Raw genomic sequence first — 23,330 nt, 5'->3', positions numbered from 1 at the left:
CGCAATGCCGAAAGCAGTGCTCTGGGAGGGGTTCATGGATTTTCTTATTGCGGTGGTACTGCCGCTTGGTCTGGCGTTCATCATGTTTTCACTGGGGATCGGCCTGACGGTGGCGGACTTCCTGCGGGTCGGTCAGCGGCCGCTGGCCTTTGCGGTTGGCGCCTTTCATCAGGTGATCCTGCTGCCGGTCGTCGTCTATGTCATCATCTTGATTTTCGGACTGACCACTGAAATCGCCGTCGGCTTTCTGATCCTTGCTGCCTGTCCGGGCGGTGTGACCAGCAACATCATATCAAGACTGGCGCGGGGCGATGTGGCGCTTTCGGTTTCATTGACCGCCGTTATCAGTCTGACCAGCATGATCACCGTGCCGCTGATCCTGAGCTTTGCGGTCAACACCTTCATGGGCGACAGCGCGCCGCCGGTGGATATCACGGCCACGGCAACCACCATGTTTGCCCTGACAGTCGTCCCCATCGTTCTGGGTCTGATCCTTCGGACGCTTTTTCCTAACGCCATCATGGCGGTGGAACCTGCCATCAGCCGCATTGCCGTCTTCCTGTTCGCAATCATCGTGGTTGCGGCCTTGGCAGGCAATTGGGGTCTGTTTGTCGAAAACCTTGCGACCATCGGTCCGGCGCTTCTCACTATGCTGATCGTCCTGACTGCCATCGGCTTTCTGGCCCCGCTCGTGCTGGGCCGGACCAGGAAAGAGGCAAAGACCATTTCCATCGAAACGGGCGTTCAGAACAGCACGTTGGGCATCACCGTTGCCGCCATCGTGGTGGGCAGCACCAGTGGTTTCAGCCCCTATGCCCTGCCCGCAGCGGTCTATGGTATCCTGATGTATCTCATCGTCATTCCAGCCGTTTTCATCTTTCGGCGCATGGATTAAGGAGCGCTCCGCATGGATCAGACATCAGATGTCATCATCGTCGGCGGCGGGCTGTCGGGCCTTGTCGCGGCGGCGGAGCTTGCCGACCGGGGCAAATCCATCACCATCATCGATCAGGAACCAGAGGCGTTTCTGGGCGGGCAGGCATTCTGGTCTTTGGGCGGATTGCTTTTGATCAACACGCCCGAACAGCGGCGGATGGGGATCAAGGACAGCCGCGCGCTGGCGATGCAGGACTGGATGGGGTCGGCGCAATTCGACCGCCCCGAAGACCACTGGCCGCGCAAATGGGCCGAAGCCTACGTGGACTTCGCCGCAGGACCGATGCGCAACTGGCTCTACAACATGGGCATGCGCTGGTTCCCGATTGTCGGCTGGGCGGAACGCGGCGGCGGCTTTGGGTCGGGGCACGGCAATTCGGTGCCGCGCTTTCACCTGACGTGGGGCGTGGGCCCCGGCACCCAGGAACCGTTTGAGCGGCGCGTGCGCGCGCATGAGAAAGCGGGGCGGATCACGCTGAAATTCCGTCACAGGTGTTCGAACATCATCATGGAAAATGGCGCCGCCAAGGGCGTGGCCGGAGAAATCCTTGCCCCCGACGGCGCGCTGCGCGGGCAATCCACCAATCGCGATGTAGTGGGAGATTTCGAGTTGCGCGCACCTTCTGTCATCGTCACGTCCGGCGGCATCGGCGGGAACTTTGATCTGGTGCGGCAGTCATGGCCCACCGAACGTCTTGGCCCGGCGCCCAAGGAAATGATTGCGGGCGTTCCTGCCCATGTGGACGGCCGCATGGTCGGCATCAGCCAGGAGGCGGGCGGCAACCTGATCAACAATGACCGGATGTGGCACTATACCGAAGGGGTGAAAAACTGGGACCCGATCTGGCCCAACCACGGCATTCGTATCCTGCCCGGCCCGTCTTCGATGTGGTTTGATGCCACCGGCAACCGTTTCGCGCCGCCTGCCCTGCCCGGCTTTGACAGTCTTGGCACGCTGAAGATGATCCTGGACACCGGGTACGACTATTCGTGGTTCATCACCACGCAGAAGATCGTGAAGAAGGAATTCGCGCTTTCCGGGTCAGAACAGAATCCCGACTTTGAGCAGAAGAGTTGGAAGGAGGTGCTAAAGCAGCGCATCCTGAACAAGCGGGCCACACCGGCAGTGGAAGCGTTCAAGGAACACGGCGAGAATTTCGTGGTTGCCAAGACGCTTGAAGACCTCGTCGGCAAGATGAACGCGATGGAAGGCAACAGCCTGCTACCGCTCGACAAGATCGAGGCGGAGATCAAGGCCCGCGACGCGCAGGTCGACAATCCCTTCACCAAGGACGCGCAGATCATGGCGATCCATGCCGCGCGGAATTATCGCGGGGACAAGTTCCAGCGCACGGCGAAGCTTCACAAGATCCTTGATCCGGCGAACGGGCCGCTGATTGGTGTGAAGCTCAACATCATCACCCGCAAGACGCTGGGGGGCCTTCAGACCGACCTGAACAGCCAGATGCTGAATGCCACCGGGGAGCCGATCCCAGGCCTTTTCGCAGCGGGCGAAGTCGCGGGGTTTGGCGGCGGGGGATACCACGGGTATAACGCGCTGGAGGGAACGTTTCTGGGCGGGTGCATCTTTTCGGGCAGGCAGGCCGGGCGATCCGATACCATCGCCTAGGAATCGTTGCTGAGGTAGGCTGACAGATACCCTTCAAGCACCTCGGACAGGGCCGCCGAATAGGGACGCGATGCATCGCGATCTTTTTGGGCAGCAATCAAGTCCTCCATGGCCAGTGCGATCTGGATGGTGGTGTTGGCCACCACCCGCGCATCGCCACCGTGAAAGCCATCCCCGCCCTGTGACCAGCGGTCATGCAGGAACGTCACCAGTTCGTCGTGTTCTTCGTCCTCCACCGCGAGCGGACCCCGATTGACCATGAACAGGATCAGGAGCGGGCGATAATAGGGATGCCGCGCGAGATAATCGCGCTGTGTCGCGACAACGGCATGCAGGCGATCCTGCCAGCGGGGGTGGGCCTGTGTGTCAGTGAAGATGGCGAACAGCTTTTCGCGCAGTTCACCTGCGGTTTGCAGATAGAGTTCGCGCAGCAGGTCCTCCAGCGTGGGGAAATATCGATAGATGGAACTGACCGGGATGCCCGCATGTGCCGCGATGGCGGTCGTGGTCAGCTCCTGCGGGGCGCGGGTGCCAAGGATGTCGGCGGTGGCATGCAGGATCGCATGCACACGGGCGACCGCGCGGGCCTGGCGGGGGGTGTCCCGGCTGCGCAAGGGTCCGAAGGTCAGATCGTTCAAAGACCCACCTCTCGTTGCAAGGCTTCGGCTGACAGCGCCGGTGGGCGCGCGCCCTGCTCGACCGCGCGGATCAGGTCGACAAGGCATTGGTTGATGGGTGTGGGTACGCCGTGTAGCGCGCCAAGGCGGGTGATCTCTCCGTTGATGGTATCGATTTCGGTGGGTCGGCCTGCCTGAACATCCGCGGCCATCGACGTCATGGAGCGGCGATCCAACCCCTGCCGCCGCAGCACGGCCCAACGGAACAGCCAGTTCGGGGCGCGCAGCATCCGGTAAGCCATTCGCGGGCTGTTCGGCCCGACCTGCGCCCAGTCGATGCCACCCTTGTCGTAGACGGCCAGCGCCTCTGCCAAGGACGCCGCAAAGACCCGGCGGTAACCCCGGTCCGCCAGCATCTGGTAAAGCGGCACGCCCGCAAGCGCATTGACCGCGTTCACAAGGTTCAACAGCAGCTTGCCGTGCTGGAGCGGTGTCAGGTCATCGTGCAGGGCAATATCGGCACCGCTCTTAGAAAGCCATTCGGTCACGCGGTGACGCTCAACCGCGATCTGTCCGGTGCCAGTCCGGTGAAGATGCGTCGGCGCGGTCCAGACCACATTGAACGGCACCATGCCCGCAACCACCTTACGGTCAGGGAAGCGTGCGCGCAGGTCACGAACCGGGGCGATGCCATTGAGCAGGCAAATCAGTACCGCATCTGCGCGCGCATGGGCTTCAATCTGCGCCATCGCTGCTGTCAGGGCATGGGATTTCATCGCCAGCACAATGACATCCGCGCCTGCAAGCGCGGCCGGGTCGGTGGTCAGCGTCAGCGCGTCTTCAGTTCGCTCCGCCGCTCCCTGCTCCGACAGCCGCAGCGGCGCGTTGTTCAAGGCTTCAAGTGTCGCGTCACGGCCAATCAGGGTTACATTCCCGCCTGCGGCGCGCACACCGGTGTTCCAGGACGCACCAACCCAACACCCGATCGCACCTGACCCCAATACCACCAGATTCACGTTCCGCCCCCCTGCCTGCACCGGCATCAACCTAGCGCAAATTGCCTAAATCAGAAATATATTCTGTTTCAGGGTGGGCGTCGATTTCGCACAAGGATCGCAGCCCCGGTTTGGCCCCTTTCGCAGGCGTGGCAGCGGCCGACGGACCGGATGCGGTATGGCGGCGCGAATTGGAGGGGATCAGGCATAAATCACTCAATTCCCCGCTGAATGTCCACGGCGACGCCACAATGCCGCCCAATTCGACCGATAGCGCTGGACGTATAAAACAACGCTGCAGGGCTAAGATTGTCATGGAACAGATGAAATCCTTTCTCGCCATGGTCTGGGAGCAGACCGGCGCGCTATTCCTTAACCCCGGCCATTTTTTCGGCCCGATTTCGATGCTGATTGCCCTTCTGATCGCGGGCATCATCGTGGCAACACGTTTGTCGCGGAAAACGGGCTGGCGCAATCTGCAACCCCGCCGCCTTGTGGCGCTGCTGTTTCCCAAGCGGGTCTTTCTGCATGGATCGGCCAAGCTGGATTACTGGGTCTTTTTCATCAATCAGATCGTGCTGTTCTTCATCACGATTTCCGCCTTCTTCAGTCCCGCAATCGTGTCCGAATTCATCGTCGGCACCGCCGGTGTCCTTGGCCATCAGGCGACAGAGGCCAGCCCGTCCCTGACCCAGCGGATCATCTATTCGATCTACCTGATGCTGATCTGGGATTTCAGCGCCAGCTACGCCCATTACCTCAAGCACAAGGTTCCCGTCTTGTGGGAGTTGCACAAGGTGCATCACTCGGCAGAGGTCATGACACCTGCAACAGCCATGCGGCGGCATCCGCTGGAAGCCATATTTGGCGCAATGATCGTGGCGCTTTTCCTTGGCATTGCGACGGCGGTCTGGACGCTGCTGTTTGGTCTGAACCTGATGCCCATCAACTTCTTCGGCACGCTGTTCGGCATCTGGCTGTGGCGGGCGGCGGGATATAACCTGCGTCACAGCCATATCTGGATTTCCTACGGCAACTTCTGGAACAAGATCTTCATCTCTCCGGCGCAGCACCAGGTACATCACAGCGTCTCACCCGAACATTACGACAAGAACTTCGGGCATATCTTCTCCTTCTGGGACACGCTGTTCGGCACGCTTTACCTGCCCAAGTTCGAGGAGCGTGTGAAGTTCGGGATCGATGAGGAAGAGATGCCGGAATACCGGTCGCTGTTCGGGCTCTACGTCACCCCGTGTGTGAACATCTGGCGGATCGTCACGCGGCCCTTCCGGCGCAAACAGTTCCCCGCTGAGTGATGTGAGGCCCGCGTGCTTTTCGCCTCTCTCCCCTTTCTGTTCGGATTTCTGCCGGCGACGGTTCTGGGTACGCTACTGGCCTACCGCGGCCTTGGGCGACATGCTGCACTGATCTTTCTGTCGACGGCATCGTTTGTGTTCTACGGCTGGCACTACCCGCCTTACGTCGTCCTGCTTGTGGGGACGATCGGGCTGAATTACCTCTTTGCGCAGCGCATTCACGCCAATCCGCACAAGTGGATCACCGGGATGGCGGTGGCGCTGAACCTGGGGCTTTTGGCGTGGTTCAAATACGCAGGTTTTCTGGCAGAGATGGTCAGCGCCATCCTGGGCAATCACGTCGGCGTCGGTACGATCCTGCTGCCCCTTGGCATCTCGTTCTTCACCTTCCAGCAAATCGCCTATCTGGTGGACATTCATCAGCGCAAGGCGGAGCCGGGCAAGTTGGTGGAGTATGTGTTTTTCGTTACTTTCTTTCCCCAGCTTATCGCAGGGCCCATTGTCCACCACCGCGAGTTGATCCCACAACTGGGGCAATCCAATTTCGCCCGTTTCCTGACCCGCGATGTGACCATGGGTGCGCTGCTGTTCTGTATCGGGTTGGGCAAGAAAGTGCTGTTGGCCGACACCTTGCGCGTGGGCGCGGATGCGCTTTTCCTTGCGCAATCGCTGGGGGTCGAGATCAGCATGGGCGAGGCTTGGCTGGGCATGCTGAGCTATACATTCCAGATCTATTTCGACTTTTCGGGATATGCGGATATGGCCCTCGGGCTTGGCCTGATCTTCGGACTGCGGCTGCCTGAAAACTTCCGATCCCCTTACAAGTCTTACGACATCATCGATTTCTGGCGGCGCTGGAACATCACGCTGTCGATCTTCCTGCGCGACTACATCTATCTGCCCCTGGGTGGCAACCGGCGCGGCCCGGTCCGCCGTTATGCGAACCTGTGGGCTGTGATGCTTCTGGGCGGGTTGTGGCACGGCGCGGGGTGGCAGTTCATCGTGTGGGGCGCGCTGCATGGGTTTTACCTGACCGTCAACCACATCTGGCGACGGTTCAGCCCTTACCGCCTGCCCCCCGCCTTCAGCGTCTGTCTGACCTTTATCTGCGTGGTCGTCGCATGGGTCTTCTTCCGGGCAGAGGATTTCGATCAGGCCTTTGCCATCCTGTCCGCAATGGCTGGCCGTAGCGCCGCACGGCCGATGGAACTGGCAATTTTCAACGACACGGCACTGGTTTCCGCGTTGCTGTTGCTGGCCGCGCTGCTGGCATGGTTCGCGCCAAACGGCGTGCAGATCGTCACCCGTTTCAAGGACTGGCAGCCCGCCTTCGTCAGCCATCAGGCGGTCTATGGCGCGGTTGGTGCGCTGGCAGCCGTTGCCGTCTTCAAAACCTACGCGAGTGGAAGCTATGCCTTCATCTATTTCCAGTTCTGATCGCGCGCAGGTCGCCCCTGCTCCGGCTGGTCTGCTGGTGCTTTTGCGGGGGTTTGTCCTGACGCTGCTGTTGCTTGTGGCGGCGACCGAGATGCTGGTGCGCATGCAGGTGCTCCCACAGGATACGCGGGTGGGTCATCTGGACCTGTTGCATACCGCCACGCACGCCGATGCCGCCTTTGGCGACAGCCACGTGGCACGGGGATTTGCAGCGCAAGGTGATTTCGTCAACCTCGCCTATCCATCCGAAAACATCGAGGACATGTTTGCAAAGGTCCGTCTGCATTACGCCGACCGCACGCCGGGGCGCGTCGTGATCCAAGCCGATCCGCATCTTTTTGCGGCCTACCGCCTGTTTGCATCGTCAAAACCTGCTGGCGCGCAATTCAGGTCTGGGTCCACACCACTGCTCCACCTCACATCCGAACGGCATCGCCCGCAACTGGTTGCCTATTGGCAGGCCTTCCTTGAAGGTTTCGGCACGCTGGAATCCAAGGTCAACCAAACACCAAACGGCGCGCTTCTGTCTCAGGGCGATTTCGCTGCGCTGCCCGATCGCGCACAGCAGTTGGAAGCGCGCACCCGATTGACATATCACGCGCTTGGCCCGGCCGATGCGGTGGTGGCCGCCCAAGCCCGATATACCGAAATGATCGATTTCCTGAGGGCGAAGGGCGCTGACATATGTCTGGTAAGCTTTCCCGTGACCCGGGCGTATCTGGCCACAACGCGAGACGCACAATCGGGCCACCAACGCGCGACAGAATTCTTTCGGCAAACGGCCGGAAACACGGGCGCGCGATACGTCGACGCGCGCGCGCATGTGTCTTCAGATGCGCTTTTCCGGGATGTCGACCATCTGAACGTGGCCGGGGCCAAAGCGTTTTATACCGATTTGGTGGATTTGTGCTTCGACGAATGAGCCGCCGGGCGGTTATCCACCGCGCGTGAATTCGTCATAGGCCTCAAGCGCCTTGGCCCCAAAGGCGATGGACGGACCACCGCCCATATAGCCAATCATCTCAAGCGCTTCGCACAGTTCCGCACGGGTGGTCTTCAACCGCACCAACGACTTGACATGAAACCCGATGCAGCTGTCGCAACGGGTCGAAATCGCGATGCCCAGCGCGATCAGCTCCTTGGTCTTTTCATCCAATGCCCCGGTTTTCTTGGCCGCCTTCCCCATCGCATCGAATCCCGCAAACATATCGGGTGTCTCCTTTTGCAGGATGCCGATGCGTCCGATTGTGTCATTCAGGAAGGTGTTCCAGCTCATGTTTCTTCTTTCCTTTTGATCTGCGCGCGCGTGAGATGGCGGCATGAGACTTGAGACGATGACATGGATCGAGGTCGAAGCCTACCTCTCAAGGAACCGGGGGGTCATTCTGCCCACCGGTTCGGTTGAACAGCATGGCCCCCTTGGATTGATCGGGACGGATGCGATCTGCGCACGGGAGGTGGCATGGACCGCGGCGGATCATTGCGGCGCGGTTGTCGCACCGGAACTGGCCTATGCGCCCGCGCCTTTCAATATGGGTTTTCCGGGCACCGTGTCGCTGGATGTGACGCTTTACACGGAACTTGCACGTCAGGTGATGGCGGGCCTGGCGCACCATGGGTTTTCGCGGATTTATGTCCTTAACGGCCATGGCGCCAATCTTGCGCCGCTCGCACAAGCCGCAAGCGGCGTCGACGCGCAGGTACGCCTGCGTAGCTGGTGGGATTTCGATGCCGTGAACGCGCTGCGGGAGGACTGGTACGGCGATTGGGAAGGGATGCACGCCACACCGTCCGAAGTTTCCATCACCCAGCATACCCACCGGGTGATTGCGGACCCCGGCCTGCCGGCCCCGCGCAAGCTGTCGCCAGAGTACATTCAGGCCCATGCGGGTGACAGACATGGACCGCCCGAGGATCACCGACGTGATTTCCCGGATGGTCGTGTGGGGTCACATTCGGCGCTGGCAAGGCCGGAACACGGGGCGGCATTGCTGAAGGCAGCGGCAGAGGCCGTCGCGGCGGATTATCAGACCTTTGTCGGCTGATTACCGGCTTTCGTCCGAACCCATCTTCCGTTCAAGCCAGCGGACAAAGAAGCTGATGATCAGGACCAGAACCAGATATTCGAAGATCAGCAGCGTATAGATTTCCAGCGGGCGGTATTCGGTGACCACCAGTTCATTCGCCCGCCGGGTCAGTTCCTGCATCCCGATCACGGACGCAAAGGCAGACATCTTCACGATATAGATGAACTGGTTCGCCAAGGGAGGCAGGATACGTTTGATCGCCTGCGGCAGGATCACATAGCGCATGGTCTGTCGGTAGTTGAGGCCCACGGTCTTCGCCGCTTCTGTCTGCCCCTTGTCGATTGATTGAATGCCTGAGCGGTAGATTTCCGCCGTGAACGCGCTGTCGGAGATGGCCAGCGTGATAATCGCGCCCCAGAACGCGTCAATGCTGACGTTGAACCCCATGGACTTCAACACCACGGGCAAACCGTAGAACACCCAAAACAGCATCGGCAGCAGCGGGATGGCGCGAACAAATTCGATATACACGCGCGATGGCAGCCGCACCCAGCGGTTTGTCGACATGCCGGGCAAGGCCACCATCAGGCCGATGATCATCGACAAGACCGCTGCAATGATCGACAGCAGGATTGTTGCACCAAACCCGTTCAGCAGGAATTTGATATTTGCCATCCCGCCAGCGGTTGTGGGGTCAATGACATACCAGCCCCAGGTGCCTGAGGCGGCTGAACACCCCGTGAGCAGCAGAAAGATGGACAGCAATGCAAGGATTTTCATGTGCTGCCCCTCAGTGGTGCAAGATCTGGCTGAGGAACAGCTTGCAGCGTTCCGTTTTGGGCGCGTCGAAGAATTGCTCGGGCGTGCCCCGTTCGATGATCTCGCCGTGGTCCATGAAGATCATCCGGTCGGCGGCACGTCGGGCGAATCCCATCTCGTGCGTCACGCAGATCATCGTCATGCCGCTTTCCGCAAGATCAACGATCACGTCCAGCACCTCGGAGATCATTTCCGGATCAAGCGCGGATGTAGGTTCATCAAACAGCATGATCTTGGGTTCCATGCACAAAGATCGGGCGATCGCCACGCGCTGTTGCTGACCGCCCGACAGGCCACTTGGTTTCTTGTGGGCTTGGTCAGGGATGCGCACCCGTTCAAGATACTTCATCGCGCGCGCTTCCGCATCTGCCTTGGACAGGCCACGCGCCTTCATAGGGCCAAGCGTGAGGTTTTGCAGAATGGTCAGATGCGGAAACAAGTTGAACTGCTGAAAGACCATGCCGACTTCGGACCGGATTACATTGATGGATGCGGCATCGCGCATCTCTATCCCGTCCACGACGATCTTGCCGGAATTATGCTGCTCAAGCGAATTCACACAGCGGATCAGTGTGGATTTTCCAGACCCGGAAGGGCCGCAAATCACAATACGTTCACCATGGGCAACTTGTAAGTCGATGTCCTTGAGCGCATGGTAGTCGTCGTACCACTTGTTCAGCGCGGAAATCTCAATCGCTGGACCGCTTACCGACATGGACCCATCCCTAGAATTCTGGTTAGGTTCATTGCTACTTGCTTTTGGAATAGAACTATACAAAAAAATTGTTGTTCAGACATAACGACGACAACACCATCAATGGGGATGATACATGAGACTTATGAAGACCTTAGGCATTGCTGCCGCTTTTGCCATGTCACTGGGTGCGATGCCCGTAATGGCCCAATCAGCACTGAACGAAATCCTGAGCGGCGGAGTGCTGAAAGTCGGCACGACAGGCGATTGGAACCCCATGTCGGTCCGCGATCCGGCCACCAATTCATATGTGGGCTATGACATCGACGTCATGACACAGCTTGCCGCCGATCTTGGGGTTGAGCTTGAGATGGTGCCGACGGACTGGAAAACACTGGTGAACGGCGTTGTGGCTGGCAACTATCACATGACCGGTTCCGCCTCCATCAGCCCGGCACGGTTGAAGGCTGCCGGGTATTCCGACAGCTACATTTTCGTTGAGATCTATCCCTTCACCACCGAAGACAAGGCGGATCGCTTCAGCGGGTGGGATTCAATCAACAAGGGCGACGTGAAGGTCGCCACGACACTGGGCACAACGTTTGAAAAGAACGTCAAACTGTGGTTCCCGGATGCCGATATCGTTGTCGTTGAAGCCCCTGCACGCGGTTTCCAGGAAGTGCTTTCCGGCCGCGCGGACGTGTTCATCACCTCCAACATCGAAGGCGCAACATTGCTGGAGAAATTCCCCAACGTGCGCCAGATCGACGTGGAAGAAGCCCGCGCACCAACGCCCATCGCGATGCTGCTCCCGCAGACCGATCAGGTCTGGATCAACTACGTGAACAGCTGGATCGAGTTGAAGAAGGCCCAAGGGTTTTTTGAGGCGACAGCGATCAAATGGGGTCTCTGATACCTTCCTTTGATACGGCTTGAGACAGAAGGCGGCGTTCGGATGAGCGTCGCCTTCTTTCTTTGAGCCCCCGAACGGAGCCAGTGATGATCGATAAACACAGCCGCATCGACATGCACGCCCACTATTACGGAGGCGGTTTGGTCGATACGCTGCGGGCGCGCAGCACGCGCCCCTATTTGCGCACCCGCGAGGATGGCGTGACGGTCATGGTCGCGATGAACGGGGAGTTTCCATTCACTGAACATTATCACGACCACCGCGTCGGGTTGGCCGAGATGCAAGTCGCTGGGTTGACCCATCGCTTGCTTACGTTTCCCGGTGCCCTTGGCGTGGACCTTTTGCCTGCGGAGGAAATTGCGTCCGCCATATCAGCCTATAACGATCACCTCGCGCAGTTGGGTGCGGAGACGGACGGCGCGTTGATCGGGTTGGCGGGGGTGCCTTTGGATGACATGGACATCGCCTGCGCGGAGGTTCTACGCATCCGCCGCGATCTGGGTCTGCCGGGGATCATCCTGCCGTCAAACTATTTCAATTCGCTTGAAGAAGCCGCCATGCTGGCGCCCCTGCTTGAAGCTGCAAACGAATATGGCTGTCACATCATGCTGCACCCGGGTTTGAAGGTCGGGCAGGAACCGCCACCCTTGCCCGCCGATTTTGTGCAATACCGCCTGTCCGCCATTGATCTGCAATCCAGTGCCGCGCAGGTCGCGCTTACGGTGATCCTGTCCGATATGCTGGAGGAATATCCGAACGTCAGCTTTCAAGTGGTCAATCTTGGCGGCACCCTGCCGTTCATCTTCGAGCGGATCGAAAGTATCGCGCGGCACCGCAACCCGGATGCACCTTTCCCTACCGATCGTTTGCGGCGTCTGTGGTATGACTGCGCGTCACTAGGCCCTCGGGCGTTGGAGGCTGCGGTCAAGGTGCTGGGGGCGGACCGGATCATGCTGGGATCAGATTATCCGATCTTCAAAGACGATCCTTATGCCCATGCAGTCGTGCCTGCTGACCTCAGCGAAGATGAAAAAGCGCAGGTCACGTGGAAGACCGCCGACGCGCTCTTCAAAAGGCTCGAACTCCTGCGACAGGCGGCGCTTTAGACCGCCTGCTCTGCATCAATCAGTTGCTGCAGTTTGCGCCGGAAGGTCTTGGCCCCAAGGTCCAGCCCCAGATCGATGTTCGGTGTGGCCATCTTGTCCATGCCACGCTGAACAGCTTCCAGGATCTCCTTGTCCTCATTGAAGGCCATGACAGCGCCCGCGTTCATCTTTTCCGAAATTGCCTTGTCTTGCGGGTCAGTGTTGCGGTGCTGGAACCAGATGTATTGCGTATTCTTTTCGTCCACCGGGGTCATGAAGTTGTAGGAGATGTTGACGTAGGTATCGTCCACCTCTGGCTTGTCCGGTCCGCCGGTGCCGACTGGCGTGTAGATGGATTTGTTCAGCGCAATGGCAGGCACGCACATCTCGTAGTGCTGCTTGCGGTCGCAATTGCCTTCAAACCGCACAAGGTCCTTGTAATAGGGCGACGCAGGCTGATCGTAGATCCAGCGCGAGACGATCACGCCGCGGTCGGTTTTTTCCATGTCGAGCGGCGCGTCATCTGTACCTGCCCCCGCGAAGGAGGTGACATGGACCCAGGCCACATGGCTGGGGTCCAGAAGGTTGTCGACCACCCACAGATAATTGCACGCGATGGGCAGCATGCCGCCATCCGTATAGCCCCAATCGGGATTGTCGAAATTTTCAATCTCGAAAATTTCATCCGGGTTCGCCTTGTCCGGGTCACCCATCCAGATCCAAAGCAATCGGTAGCGGTCCACAACCGGGTAAGACCGCACCACCGCGCGGCGTGGGGTCATTCCACGTTGTGTGGGGCTGTCGATGCAGGTGCCGGTACAATCAAAGGTCAGCCCATGATAGCCGCACACTACATGGTCATTTTCGATCGCACCCATGGACAGGGGCAGTTTGCGGTGCGGGCAAGCATCCTCAAGGGCGACGGGCGTGCCATCCGACTGGCGATAGAAAACGATCTCCTCCCCCAGCAGCATTTGCGGCTTGAGCTTGTGTTCGTAATCCTTGCTCCACCCCGCGACGTACCAGCAATTGCGTAGAAACATGCCTGAACCCTCGTGCTTTACATCAATATGATCGGTGTAGCGCGACCCCGATCAATTGCCCAGAATCGTTGGCAACCGAAGACCCTGTTCGCGCGCACATGCCACAGCGTCCTCATATCCCGCATCCGCATGCCGCCAGACGCCCGATGCCGGGTCGTTCCACAACACCCGCTCCAACCGCGCGGCCGCTTCATCGGTGCCATCCGCACATATGACCATGCCCGCGTGCTGGCTGAACCCCATGCCGACACCGCCCCCGTGGTGCAGTGACACCCACGTGGCACCGGATGCCGTGTTGATCATTGCATTCAGCAACGGCCAGTCGGACACCGCATCGGAGCCGTCTTTCATCGCTTCCGTTTCCCGATTGGGCGAAGCAACCGATCCGCTGTCGAGGTGGTCGCGCCCGATCACTACGGGCGCAGACAGTTCGCCGGTCTTCACCATCTCGTTGAACGCCAGCCCGAGCTTGTGCCGGACGCCAAGGCCGACCCAACAGATGCGCGCAGGCAGGCCCTGAAAGCTGATCCGCTCCCGCGCCATGTCGAGCCAGTTGTGCAGGTGCGGATCGTCCACCAGTTCCTTCACCTTGGCGTCGGTCTTGTAGATATCCTCCGGATCGCCCGAAAGGGCTGCCCAGCGGAATGGACCAATGCCCCGGCAGAACAGTGGCCGGATGTAGGCGGGCACAAAACCGGGGAAGTCGAAGGCGTTCATCAACCCCTCTTCCAGCGCGACCTGCCGGATGTTGTTGCCGTAATCCAGTGTTGGCACGCCTGCCGCGTGGAAGTCGCACATCGCCTTGACGTGGATCTTCATAGAGGCACGGGCGGCAGCCTCCACCGCCTTGGGATCGCTTTCGCGTTTGTCGCGCCACTCCGCCAGACCCCATCCCTGCGGCAGATACCCGTTGGTCGGATCATGGGCGGAGGTCTGGTCGGTGACGATGTCAGGCCGCACGCCGCGCTTGACCAATTCGGGAAAGACATCGGCCGCATTGCCCAAAAGGCCCACCGATTTTGCCTCTCCTGCCGCTGTCCATCGATTGATCAACTCAAGTGCGGCATCGAGCGTGTCGGCGCGTTCATCTACATATCCCGTGCGCAGCCGGAAATCGATGGACTCCGGGTTGCACTCAACCGCCAGACAGCACGCCCCGGCCATCACCGCCGCCAGCGGTTGCGCGCCGCCCATGCCGCCCAAGCCGCCCGTGAGGATCCATTTGCCGGTCAGATCGCCATCATAATGCTGACGGCCTGCTTCGGCAAACGTCTCATAGGTGCCCTGAACGATCCCCTGAGAGCCGATATAAATCCATGAACCAGCCGTCATCTGGCCGTACATCATCAACCCCTTCTTATCGAGGTCGTTGAAATGATCCCAAGTCGCCCAATGCGGCACGAGGTTTGAATTGGCAATCAGCACACGCGGCGCGTCCGCGTGGGTCTTGATCACGGCCACGGGCCGACCGGATTGGACGATCATCGTCTCGTCATCCTCGATGTCCTTGAGGGTGGCGACCATCGTGTCGAAATCCGACCAGGACCGCGCCGCGCGCCCGATGCCGCCATAGACCACCAGTTCGTGCGGGTTTTCGGCCACATCCGGGTGCAGGTTGTTCATCAACATGCGCAAAGGCGCTTCGGTCTGCCAGCTTTTCGCGGTCAGCTCCGGCCCCGTGGGGGGAAAGACGTCACGTGTGTTCTTGCGATCGAGCATGTCGTACTCCTTCAGTCGTTCAGGATGCCGCTGCGGGCGAGGTGATCAAGGCGAGTGAGGATTTCTGCCAGCACCGGTCGCAGGATGTTGGCGCGGTCAGGGGCATAGCGCCACGGTGGCGTTTCCTGCATGTAAGCGCGCTGCGCGAGTTCCATCTGAATGGCGTGGATCCCGGCCTTCGGCTGGCCGTAGTTACGGGTGGTCCAGCCACCCTTGAAGCGACCATTCGCGACCGTATCGAAATCGTTGCGTGCCTCACAAATGCTTCTGACAGCTTCCTCGATGGACGCCGCACAGCTTTGGGCGCTGTTGGTACCAATGTTGAAGACCGGCAATGTTCCGTCAAACAGGAATGGGATCTCGGATCGGATGGAATGGCAGTCATACAAGATCGCAACGCCATGCTGTGCCTCGACCCGCGCCAGTTCCTCCGCAAGGGCGGCGTGATAGGGCGCGTGATACCGGGTCCGACGTGCGTCGATCTCATCGGCGGAGGGGCCCTGTCCGGGCAGCCATATCGGCTTGCCGTCGAAATCCGTAATCGGGCAAAGCGTGGTGGTGTTCTGACCGGGGTAGAGCGATGCCCCCGCCGGATCACGGTTTGCGTCAATCACATAGCGGTGCACATGCGCGCGCACGATGGTGGCACCGTCCAGCAACCCATCATAAAGGCGGGCGATATGCCAATCGGTGTCGGACAAGCCCTGTCCCACCGGGTTCAGCCGCGCCATCAGATCCGTCGGCACATCGGTGCCTCCATGGGGTTGGGCCAGCACGACCGGGCTGGTTCCCGAGATGACTTCGACGACGCTCATGCCTCCAGACCGGGCATATCAAGCCGAACCGCATCGCAAAGTGCCCCTGACCGGATCAGGCCGGATGCCGCTTCGATATCGGGCGCAAGAAAACGGTCTTCCTTGAGCGCTGGTACATCCGCGCGCAGCCGCGCAATACAGGCCGCCAGCGGGGCGCTTGTTTCCAGGGGTTCGCGAAATTCGATCCCTTGCGCCGCACACAGCAGTTCGACGCCCAGAATACTGTGCAGATTGCGCACCATGCGTTGGAGCCGGTAGGCACCATGCGCCGCCATGGACACGTGATCTTCCTGATTGGCGGACGTGGGCGTGCTGTCGGTGACGCAGGGCGTTGCCAGATGCTTGTTCTCCGACATCAGGGCGGCGGTCGTGACCTCGGCGATCATGTAGCCAGAGTTGAGACCGGGATCAGGGGTCAGGAACGGCGGCAGATCAAAAGATAGGGTCGGGTCGACCATCAGCGCCACGCGACGCTGCGCGATGGCGCCCAGCTCTGACACCGCCAGCGCAATCATGTCAGCGGCAAAGCCGACAGGCTCCGCATGGAAGTTACCACCCGATACGATCATGTCGGCCTTGCTCAGGATCAAAGGATTGTCCGTGGCGGCGTTGGCTTCGATCTGCAGGGTCTGGGCGGCTTGGCGCAGCACGTCCATCGCGGCGCCCGTGACCTGCGGCTGACAGCGGATGCAATAGGGGTCTTGCACACGGGTGTCCCCTTCGCGGTGGCTTTCGCGAATGTGCGAGCCTTCCAGCAGCTTGCGCATGAACGCTGCCGCTTCGATCTGGCCGCGGTGGCCGCGCAGGGCGTGGATTTCGGGCTGCAGGGGCGCGGTAGAGCCCATGATGGCATCGGTTGACAAGGCGGATGTGACCAGCGCGGATTGCGCAGCATCCCAAGCCGCGAACAGCCCTGACAGCGCAAAGGCAGTGGAGAATTGCGTGCCGTTGATAAAGGCCAACCCTTCCTTGGGGCCAAGCGGCAGGGGGGCAAGGCCCGCTTTGTCAAGCGCGGCACCGCCCGGCATGGTCACACCGCTGTACTCTGCCGTTCCCTCACCAATAATCACGGCCGTCATATGCGCCAAGGGCGCCAGATCACCGGACGCGCCGACGGAGCCTTGAGCGGGAATGACGGGGGTGACACCCCGTTCCAGCATCTGCTGCAGCATCTCGATCAGTTCCCAGCGCACGCCGGACGCCCCCCGACCAAGCGACAGCAGCTTCAACACCATGATCAGCCGTGCATGGGCGCGCGAAATCGGCTCCCCCACGCCACAGCAATGCGACAGGATAAGATTGCGCTGCAGCTGTGCGGTGTGGGCACTGGCGATCTTCATGCTTGCCAGCTTTCCAAACCCGGTGTTCACGCCATAGATGGCGTCCTGCCCCGCCGCGGCCTGCGCCACCCGCGCGGCGGCGGCGTCAACTGCGGATTTGCATGCGGGGTCAAGCACCACCGGCAATTCGCCGTGCAGGACATCGGCCAGTTCCCTCAACGTGACCGCGCCGGGTGTCAGTGTCATGGCGGTCACAACTGCCCTCCGTAGATGCGCTTGTACAAGGGATTGAAGCCGATCCGGTAACTGAGTTCGGCAGGGATTTGCACGTCCCACACCGCAAGATCAGCGCGCATACCGGGCAGGATCATGCCCCGATCATGCAGGCCCAAAGCCTGCGCGGCATGGCGGGTCACCCCGATCAGGGTTTCTTCCGGCGTCATGCGAAACAGGGTTGCGGCCATGTTCATCGCCAGCAGGATGGAGGTCATCGGAGAAGACCCCGGATTGGCATCCGTCGCCACCGCCATCGGCACGCCATGTTGCCGCAAGAGCGCGATGGGCGGCATGCGGGTTTCGCGCAAGGTATAATACGCCCCCGGCAGGATGACTGCAACGCTGCCTGCTGCGGCCATGGCTGTGACCCCTTCCAGATCGATGTATTCGATGTGATCTGCGGACAGGGCCCCGTAATCCGCCGCCATCGCGGCACCGCCGAGGTTCGAAAGCTGCTCTGCATGAATTTTGACAGGCAAACCGAGCGCCTTGGCGGCATCGAAGACCCGCGCGACCTGCGCAGGTTGAAAGGCAATGCCTTCGCAGAAAGCGTCGACGGCATCCACCACCCCTTCGGCATGGGCGGCTTGCAGTGTTGGAATGCAGACATCGTCGATATAGGCGTCGTCCCGGTCGGCGTATTCTGGCGGCACGGCGTGCGCACCCAGAAAGGTTGTCTTGATCGCAATCGGACGCAGACGTTCGAGGTCCCGCGCTGCCCTTAGCATCCGCATCTCCACGTCATGATCGAGTCCGTAGCCGGATTTGATTTCGATCGTGGTAACGCCTTCGGCAATCAGCCTGTCCAGCCGTGGCAAAGCGGCCTCTACCAGTCCTTCCTGCGAGGTTTCGCGCGTGGCCGTCACGGTTGAGATGATCCCACCCCCAGCGCGCGCCACTTCTTCATAGGACGCCCCCTGAAGGCGCATTTCAAATTCCTGCGCGCGGTCTCCGGCGAACACCAGATGCGTATGGCAATCAATCAGCCCGGGCGTGACCAGTCTGCCCCCCAGATCGCTGACCGGTGCGTCTTCGTAGCCGACGGGAAGGTCTTCAAACAGGCCCACCCACGCAATCATGTCATCCATCAGCACGATCGTGTCCTCACCCGTCATGCCGTAAGGCGCCATAGCGGGGGTAAGGCAAGCAAGGTTGCAGTTCTTGAGTATGAAGCTGGTCAAGAGGAGAGTCCGGGCAGAGATTCAACTTGTCTGCTGAATTGTATGTTCGTAAGACTATTATGTCCATTCATATTGGAAGACGCATATGAAAGTTTTTGCCAGGCGCGCGGCGCTTGAAAGTGGCTGGGCATCGGACGTCAGGCTGACCGTCGCACAGGGCAGGATTGCCGGTATCGACACGGGCGTCGCGCCCCAATCGGGCGATATTCGTGTGGATACGCTGCTGCCCGCCCTGTCTAACCTGCACAGCCACAGCTTTCAGCGCGCCATGGCGGGGATGACCGAATACCGCCAGAAAGGGCGCGAAAATTTCTGGACCTGGCGGGCGCTGATGTATCGGTTCCTTGATCACCTCACGCCGGAGCAGATCCGCGCCATCGCGAGCCTTGCCTTCATGGAGATGCAACTGACCGGTTTCGCAGCCGTGGGGGAGTTTCACTATCTCCATCATGCGGCGGGAGGGACGGCTTATGACGATCCAGCAGAGCTTTCTGCCCGGATCATGCAGGCCGCGCAGGAGACCGGGATCGGCCTGACCCATCTGCCGGTGCTTTACACCTATGGCGATGTGGGCGAGCGCCCGTTGAACGGTGGGCAGTTGCGCTTTGGCCATACGCTGGATGCGTTCAGCCGTTTGGTGGCGCGCTGCAACGACATGATCCGGGACATGCCTGCCGACACGCAAGTCGGCATTGCGCCCCATTCCTTGCGCGCGACGTCCCCGGCCGATCTGGCAGAGGTCGTCGCCCGCCATCCCGACGGACCGGTACATATGCACATCGCGGAACAGCGCAAGGAAGTCGAAGACGTGAGCGCAGTTCTGGGAGCCCGACCCGTCGAATGGCTCCTGGAGCATCATTCCGTAGGCCCGCGCTGGTGCCTGATCCACGCCACGCATATGACTGAAGGCGAGACCGACCGCCTTGCGCAAACCGGCGCCGTTGTCGGCCTTTGTCCGGTGACGGAGGCAAATCTGGGCGATGGCGTCTTTAACGGGCGCAGCTTTCTGGATGCAGGCGGGCGCTTTGGGGTGGGCACCGATTCCAACATCAACATAAGCGTGTCGGAAGAATTACGGATGATGGAGTATGCACAGCGGCTTTTTCATCAACAGCGCAATGTCTTGGCAACCGAAAATGGGTCAACAGGTCAAGGCCTCTATCTGGCTGCGGCGCGCGGTGGGGCGCAGGCCTTGAGCCGGGATTGCGGTGCATTGGCCGATGGGAATTGGGCGGACCTGCTGGCGATTGACAGCACGGCACCGGCGCTTTGTGCGTTGCGCGACGAACAGATCCTGGATGGGTTCGTATTTGCGGGTGACCGCCGCCTGATCACGGACGTCTGGTGCGCCGGTCGGCATCAGGTGCAGGCCGGAAGGCACGTTGCGCAGGATCAAATCCTGTCCCAATATCGTGCAGCCATGACCGGGCTCATGGCGAAACTGGACTGAGGGCGCTGCAAGACCATGCTCAAGACCCTGCCCTATAACGCGTTGCGCACGTTGGAAGCCGTTGTGCGTCTGCGCGGCTTCGGCCGTGCGGCGACGGAACTGAACGTGAGCCAAAGTGCGGTCAGCCAACACATTCGGCAATTGGAGGACTGGCTGGGGGTGCGGCTTTTGAACCGTCGCAGCCGTCAGACACTGCCGACCGAAGCCGGAGAGCGTTTGGCCCGTGCAACCCGTGACGGTTTCGGCCTTGTGGAAAGCCTATGTGCCGACCTGCGTGGGACTGCAAAATCAGGTTCAAAGGGGATCGTCGTCGGATCCCCCCCGGGGTTCGCCTTCTTGTGGCTGTTGCCACGTCTGCTGCATTTCGACGATGCCAATCCGGACGTGCCTGTGTCCCTGTCGACCGACCCGCAATCACGCGATCCGGAACTGGGTGAAGCAGATGTTTTCATCACATACAGCACGGGTGGATTTCCGGGCCTGCACGCAGAGCAATTGATGACGGAGCGTATGTCACCCGTCTGTGCGCCAGCACTTGTCGAAAGCTTGAAAAGCCCCGGCGATCTGGCCGCCCATACGATCCTGCAGGATGATCTGGAAACGGCGGATGCAGCGTCAAACTGGGATTTCTGGGCAAAGGAGTGTGGCATATCGCTGCCCGCCTTTCCGCACACACGCACCTATGGCCAGGCCAACATGGTCGTGCAGGCGGCTGTGCAGGGGTTGGGCATCGCGATGGGGCGCGGTCCGCTGGTTGCAGACGCGATTGCAGACGGGCGGCTGGTGTATCCCTTCCCCAATTTCGCTCAGTCGCAGTTTTCCTATTGGTTTGTTTGCACCCACGAGGCGCTGTCTTCCAAACCTGTTGGGGCGTTCCGAAAGTGGCTTCACGACGAAGCGGGTGCTTTTGCAAAGAGCTTGCGCGGTTCCTAGGCGTACAGTCGCAATTCGCCACCGGGTGCCTGACCAACCTCGGTTGCGGGGTTGCGGAATGCTGCGGCCATCTCCGGATGCGCGGACAACAATGCAGCACCGTCCGCGATGCGATCAGGGTGCAGGATTCCGTTTTCCCAGACGGCAACCCCGTCAAGACGCACTGTCGGGTCCAGCACATTCAACGAAATCTCTCCCGGTGGGTAATCACCGCAGGTGTGGAAATGCAGCAGGCGCGGATTGCCGAAGGCACTGCCGCTCCATCGTTCCATATGGTTTCCGGCGAAGCCCTTGAAAGCGCAGCCGGGGTGGATGCCCGCGTGCCAGGAATGGACGAAATAAGGATCAAGCCCGTAGCGCGCCGCGACGCTTTCGTAATGCGCGGTGGCTGCCGCAATATCGTCTGCATTGCCGTCGAACCGGGTGATGTGGGTGCCGTCGAAATTTACGAACAGGGTGTCCGAAAGACCGCAGGACCACGGGGAATAATAATTGGATCCAGTGCCGGTCAGGAACCCGCGTTGTGCCACCCGGCCCGAGAACCTATTGGCAGGGACGGGCGTGAAAACCGAGACAGGAAAACGCTTGCGCGTCACATCCGCGCCGTGGCTCTGGAAATAGACCTTTCCACCGCGAAAATCCGTACCTGCCGGGCAGGTCACATGAATGTCCTCGGCACCCGCAAAGGCGTCATTGATCAGGTGTTTCAAGTCATCAAACGCCGCATAGTCCAACGTTCCGAAAGGAGACGCCAACATGTCGCGGTCCAGCGCGTAGCTGATAATCTGGTTCAGCGCCGCGTCCTTTGTTCGGAAGCGGATCTGATCACCGAGGCGCGCCAGAAAGACGGTGCAATCAGAGGCGTGCATCTTTGCGGACAGAACCGCGTCCGGATCGCTCACGTCTCGCGCGATCGGGACGGCGTGCTGGTGCGTGACAAGGCCCAGTTTCACCGCCGCTTCCCGAAGCACATTCAACAGTTCAGGGTCATAGTATCCATCGTTCTCCGTCTCGTGAACGAAAAGGACCGTCTGCCCCGGCTGGCAGTTCGCACAGTTGAGCAGCAGATTGCGGGCGCCCTGCTCAAGAGGGCTCAGCGCTTGGTGGTGCACGGCAGTGTCCTTTGTTCGTCCCCTAACCGCATTTCGCGGCTGCCGCATGCGGGGCGAGCGCACGCGGGGTGCTGAAAGATTAACTTCACACGGCGCGCCGAACCTATAGCGGGATCGTAACGGCATACATTAGCACACCTTATGAAGCGCCTTGTCGGACCGCATTAAACCCGTCATTATTCCCGTTAACCACATACATAATAACGGTTGGCGATCCCGGACGTGCGCACCAGCTATCATGACATCAAGGCGATTGTGCTGGACCGCATCCGCAAGGACGTCTGGCCGCCCGGAGCGAACCTTCCGGGCGAGATAGAGCTTGCACAGGAATTTGGCTGCGCGCGGGCCACCGTGAACAGGGCTATGCGCGAACTGGTGCATGAGGGCGTATTGGAGCGCAAGCGCAAGGCGGGGACCCGTGTCAAATCATCGCCCAGCCGGAAGGCCGAGTTCGCAATCCCGCTGATCCGCGAGGAGATCGAACGCACCGGGGCCGCGTACCGTTACGTTCTGGTGGACAGGCAGGTCATCCCGGCACCCGGCTGGCTTCAGGCGCAGATCAATATCCCCAGACATCAGAAGGTGCTGCATTTGCGTTGCATGCATTACGCAGACAGCCACGGCTATCAACTGGAGGACCGCTGGATCAACCTTGCCGCCGTACCGGATGCCGAAAACGAAACCTTTGCGGACGTCGGGCCGAACGAATGGCTGGTTCGCAAGGTTCCTTTCACCGAAGGGGAGTTGGTGTTTTCGGCCCTGAACGCAACGAGGGAGATTGCCGATTTCCTGAACGCTGCGGCAGGGGATGCGCTGTTCACGGTGGAGCGAACCACTTGGCTGAATGCGCTGAGCGTCACCTACGCAAGGCTCTATTTCGCGCGCGGCTACAAGATGACAAGCCGACTTTGATGAAAGTCTTCAGTGACGCGGAACGATCGAAACGAATGGATGAGAATTGGCAAACTGAGAAGATTTTGGTCGCCTTTCAGGGAACGGCGCTACTTTTTTAGTCTAACGGAAAACGGCTTTGCGGCGCGGCAAAAGCCTGT

At 60.1% G+C, this 23,330-nt stretch carries 22 protein-coding genes; 11 read left to right on the top strand and 11 right to left on the bottom strand.

The window, feature by feature from the left end; all coding sequences use genetic code 11:
• The first annotated feature begins 34 nt into the window (after positions 1–34).
• Together AB4X18_RS13050 and AB4X18_RS13045 are read left to right on the top strand one after the other, a co-directional pair.
• Entirely contained in the window at positions 35–895 is an 861-nt protein-coding gene (locus AB4X18_RS13050; protein WP_370400502.1) for a bile acid:sodium symporter family protein, read from the top strand.
• Positions 896–907: 12 nt separating this feature from the next.
• Positions 908–2,566, top strand: a complete 1,659-nt coding sequence (locus AB4X18_RS13045) for an FAD-binding dehydrogenase (RefSeq protein WP_370400501.1) — start codon at positions 908–910, stop codon at positions 2,564–2,566.
• Here AB4X18_RS13045 and AB4X18_RS13040 read toward each other — a convergent pair.
• On the bottom strand, positions 2,563–3,204 hold the full coding sequence (locus AB4X18_RS13040) for a TetR/AcrR family transcriptional regulator (RefSeq protein WP_370400500.1): 642 nt from the start codon (positions 3,202–3,204) through the stop codon (positions 2,563–2,565). The genes AB4X18_RS13045 and AB4X18_RS13040 overlap by 4 nt on opposite strands.
• Complete coding sequence (locus tag AB4X18_RS13035) at positions 3,201–4,199, bottom strand: 2-dehydropantoate 2-reductase (RefSeq protein WP_370400499.1); 999 nt, start codon at positions 4,197–4,199, stop codon at positions 3,201–3,203. Before AB4X18_RS13035 ends, AB4X18_RS13040 begins: the two co-directional genes overlap by 4 nt.
• Positions 4,200–4,501: 302 nt before the next feature.
• Here AB4X18_RS13035 and AB4X18_RS13030 point away from each other — a divergent pair, with 302 nt between their 5' ends.
• From AB4X18_RS13030 to AB4X18_RS13020, 3 genes are read left to right on the top strand one after another with little or no spacing between them, the layout of a single operon-like run.
• Positions 4,502–5,494: a sterol desaturase family protein gene (locus AB4X18_RS13030; RefSeq protein ID WP_432816673.1), complete on the top strand. Its 993-nt coding sequence runs from the start codon at positions 4,502–4,504 to the stop codon at positions 5,492–5,494.
• 12 nt (positions 5,495–5,506) lie between these two features.
• Positions 5,507–6,931, top strand: a complete 1,425-nt coding sequence (locus AB4X18_RS13025) for an MBOAT family O-acyltransferase (RefSeq protein WP_370400497.1) — start codon at positions 5,507–5,509, stop codon at positions 6,929–6,931.
• Positions 6,906–7,853 carry an SGNH/GDSL hydrolase family protein gene (locus tag AB4X18_RS13020; RefSeq protein ID WP_370400496.1) on the top strand — a complete coding sequence of 316 codons (948 nt, stop codon included), beginning with the start codon at positions 6,906–6,908 and terminating at the stop codon, positions 7,851–7,853. The genes AB4X18_RS13025 and AB4X18_RS13020 overlap by 26 nt, the downstream gene beginning before the upstream one ends.
• 12 nt (positions 7,854–7,865) lie before the next feature.
• On the opposite strand, the gene AB4X18_RS13015 is transcribed toward AB4X18_RS13020, so the two are convergent.
• Positions 7,866–8,207, bottom strand: coding sequence for a carboxymuconolactone decarboxylase family protein (locus AB4X18_RS13015; RefSeq protein ID WP_370400495.1), 342 nt, complete (start codon positions 8,205–8,207; stop codon positions 7,866–7,868).
• A gap of 43 nt (positions 8,208–8,250) precedes the next feature.
• On the opposite strand from AB4X18_RS13015, the gene AB4X18_RS13010 reads away from it, so the two are divergent.
• A complete protein-coding gene (locus tag AB4X18_RS13010; protein ID WP_370400494.1) occupies positions 8,251–8,976 on the top strand; it encodes a creatininase family protein in 726 nt (241 codons plus the stop codon).
• Here AB4X18_RS13010 and AB4X18_RS13005 read toward each other — a convergent pair whose 3' ends face one another.
• Positions 8,977–9,738: an amino acid ABC transporter permease gene (locus tag AB4X18_RS13005; RefSeq protein WP_370400493.1), complete on the bottom strand. Its 762-nt coding sequence runs from the start codon at positions 9,736–9,738 to the stop codon at positions 8,977–8,979.
• Positions 9,739–9,748: 10 nt separating this feature from the next.
• Complete coding sequence (locus AB4X18_RS13000; protein WP_370400492.1) at positions 9,749–10,492, bottom strand: amino acid ABC transporter ATP-binding protein; 744 nt, start codon at positions 10,490–10,492, stop codon at positions 9,749–9,751.
• A gap of 124 nt (positions 10,493–10,616) precedes the next feature.
• Here AB4X18_RS13000 and AB4X18_RS12995 point away from each other — a divergent pair, with 124 nt between their 5' ends.
• Complete coding sequence (locus AB4X18_RS12995; RefSeq protein ID WP_370402624.1) at positions 10,617–11,384, top strand: transporter substrate-binding domain-containing protein; 768 nt, start codon at positions 10,617–10,619, stop codon at positions 11,382–11,384.
• Between the two features lie 86 nt (positions 11,385–11,470).
• Entirely contained in the window at positions 11,471–12,490 is a 1,020-nt protein-coding gene (locus AB4X18_RS12990; protein WP_370400491.1) for an amidohydrolase family protein, read from the top strand.
• On the opposite strand, the gene AB4X18_RS12985 is transcribed toward AB4X18_RS12990, so the two are convergent.
• From AB4X18_RS12985 to hutI, 5 genes are read right to left on the bottom strand one after another with little or no spacing between them, the layout of a single operon-like run.
• A complete protein-coding gene (locus AB4X18_RS12985; RefSeq protein ID WP_370400490.1) occupies positions 12,487–13,512 on the bottom strand; it encodes a Rieske 2Fe-2S domain-containing protein in 1,026 nt (341 codons plus the stop codon). The genes AB4X18_RS12990 and AB4X18_RS12985 overlap by 4 nt on opposite strands.
• 51 nt (positions 13,513–13,563) lie before the next feature.
• Positions 13,564–15,231 (bottom strand): urocanate hydratase, encoded by a 1,668-nt coding sequence (gene hutU / locus AB4X18_RS12980; protein ID WP_370400489.1) that lies wholly within the window; start codon positions 15,229–15,231, stop codon positions 13,564–13,566.
• Between the two features lie 11 nt (positions 15,232–15,242).
• On the bottom strand, positions 15,243–16,046 hold the full coding sequence (gene hutG, locus AB4X18_RS12975; RefSeq protein ID WP_370400488.1) for an N-formylglutamate deformylase: 804 nt from the start codon (positions 16,044–16,046) through the stop codon (positions 15,243–15,245).
• On the bottom strand, positions 16,043–17,572 hold the full coding sequence (gene hutH / locus AB4X18_RS12970; protein WP_370400487.1) for a histidine ammonia-lyase: 1,530 nt from the start codon (positions 17,570–17,572) through the stop codon (positions 16,043–16,045). The genes hutG and hutH overlap by 4 nt, the downstream gene beginning before the upstream one ends.
• Before the next feature lie 5 nt (positions 17,573–17,577).
• Positions 17,578–18,717: an imidazolonepropionase gene (gene hutI / locus AB4X18_RS12965; RefSeq protein WP_370400486.1), complete on the bottom strand. Its 1,140-nt coding sequence runs from the start codon at positions 18,715–18,717 to the stop codon at positions 17,578–17,580.
• Positions 18,718–18,868: 151 nt separating this feature from the next.
• On the opposite strand from hutI, the gene AB4X18_RS12960 reads away from it, so the two are divergent.
• Positions 18,869–20,233 carry a formimidoylglutamate deiminase gene (locus AB4X18_RS12960; RefSeq protein ID WP_370400485.1) on the top strand — a complete coding sequence of 455 codons (1,365 nt, stop codon included), beginning with the start codon at positions 18,869–18,871 and terminating at the stop codon, positions 20,231–20,233.
• A 15-nt stretch (positions 20,234–20,248) separates the two neighbouring features.
• Complete coding sequence (locus AB4X18_RS12955) at positions 20,249–21,166, top strand: LysR substrate-binding domain-containing protein (protein WP_432816672.1); 918 nt, start codon at positions 20,249–20,251, stop codon at positions 21,164–21,166.
• Here the strand turns inward: AB4X18_RS12955 and AB4X18_RS12950 are convergent.
• On the bottom strand, positions 21,163–22,278 hold the full coding sequence (locus AB4X18_RS12950) for a hypothetical protein (RefSeq protein WP_370400483.1): 1,116 nt from the start codon (positions 22,276–22,278) through the stop codon (positions 21,163–21,165). The two genes, AB4X18_RS12955 and AB4X18_RS12950, sit on opposite strands and share 4 nt — an antisense overlap.
• A 222-nt stretch (positions 22,279–22,500) precedes the next feature.
• Between AB4X18_RS12950 and AB4X18_RS12945 the strand changes: the two genes are divergently transcribed.
• The gene (locus AB4X18_RS12945) at positions 22,501–23,190 is read left to right on the top strand and encodes a UTRA domain-containing protein (RefSeq protein WP_370400482.1); all 690 of its coding nucleotides are present in this window, start codon (positions 22,501–22,503) and stop codon (positions 23,188–23,190) included.
• The last annotated feature ends 140 nt before the right edge of the window (positions 23,191–23,330 follow it).

The organism is Sulfitobacter rhodophyticola (assembly GCF_041281685.2).
Taxonomy (GTDB): domain Bacteria; phylum Pseudomonadota; class Alphaproteobacteria; order Rhodobacterales; family Rhodobacteraceae; genus Sulfitobacter.
Note: the sequence above shows the minus strand (reverse complement) of the source record. Positions and strands in the feature narration are given on the sequence as shown.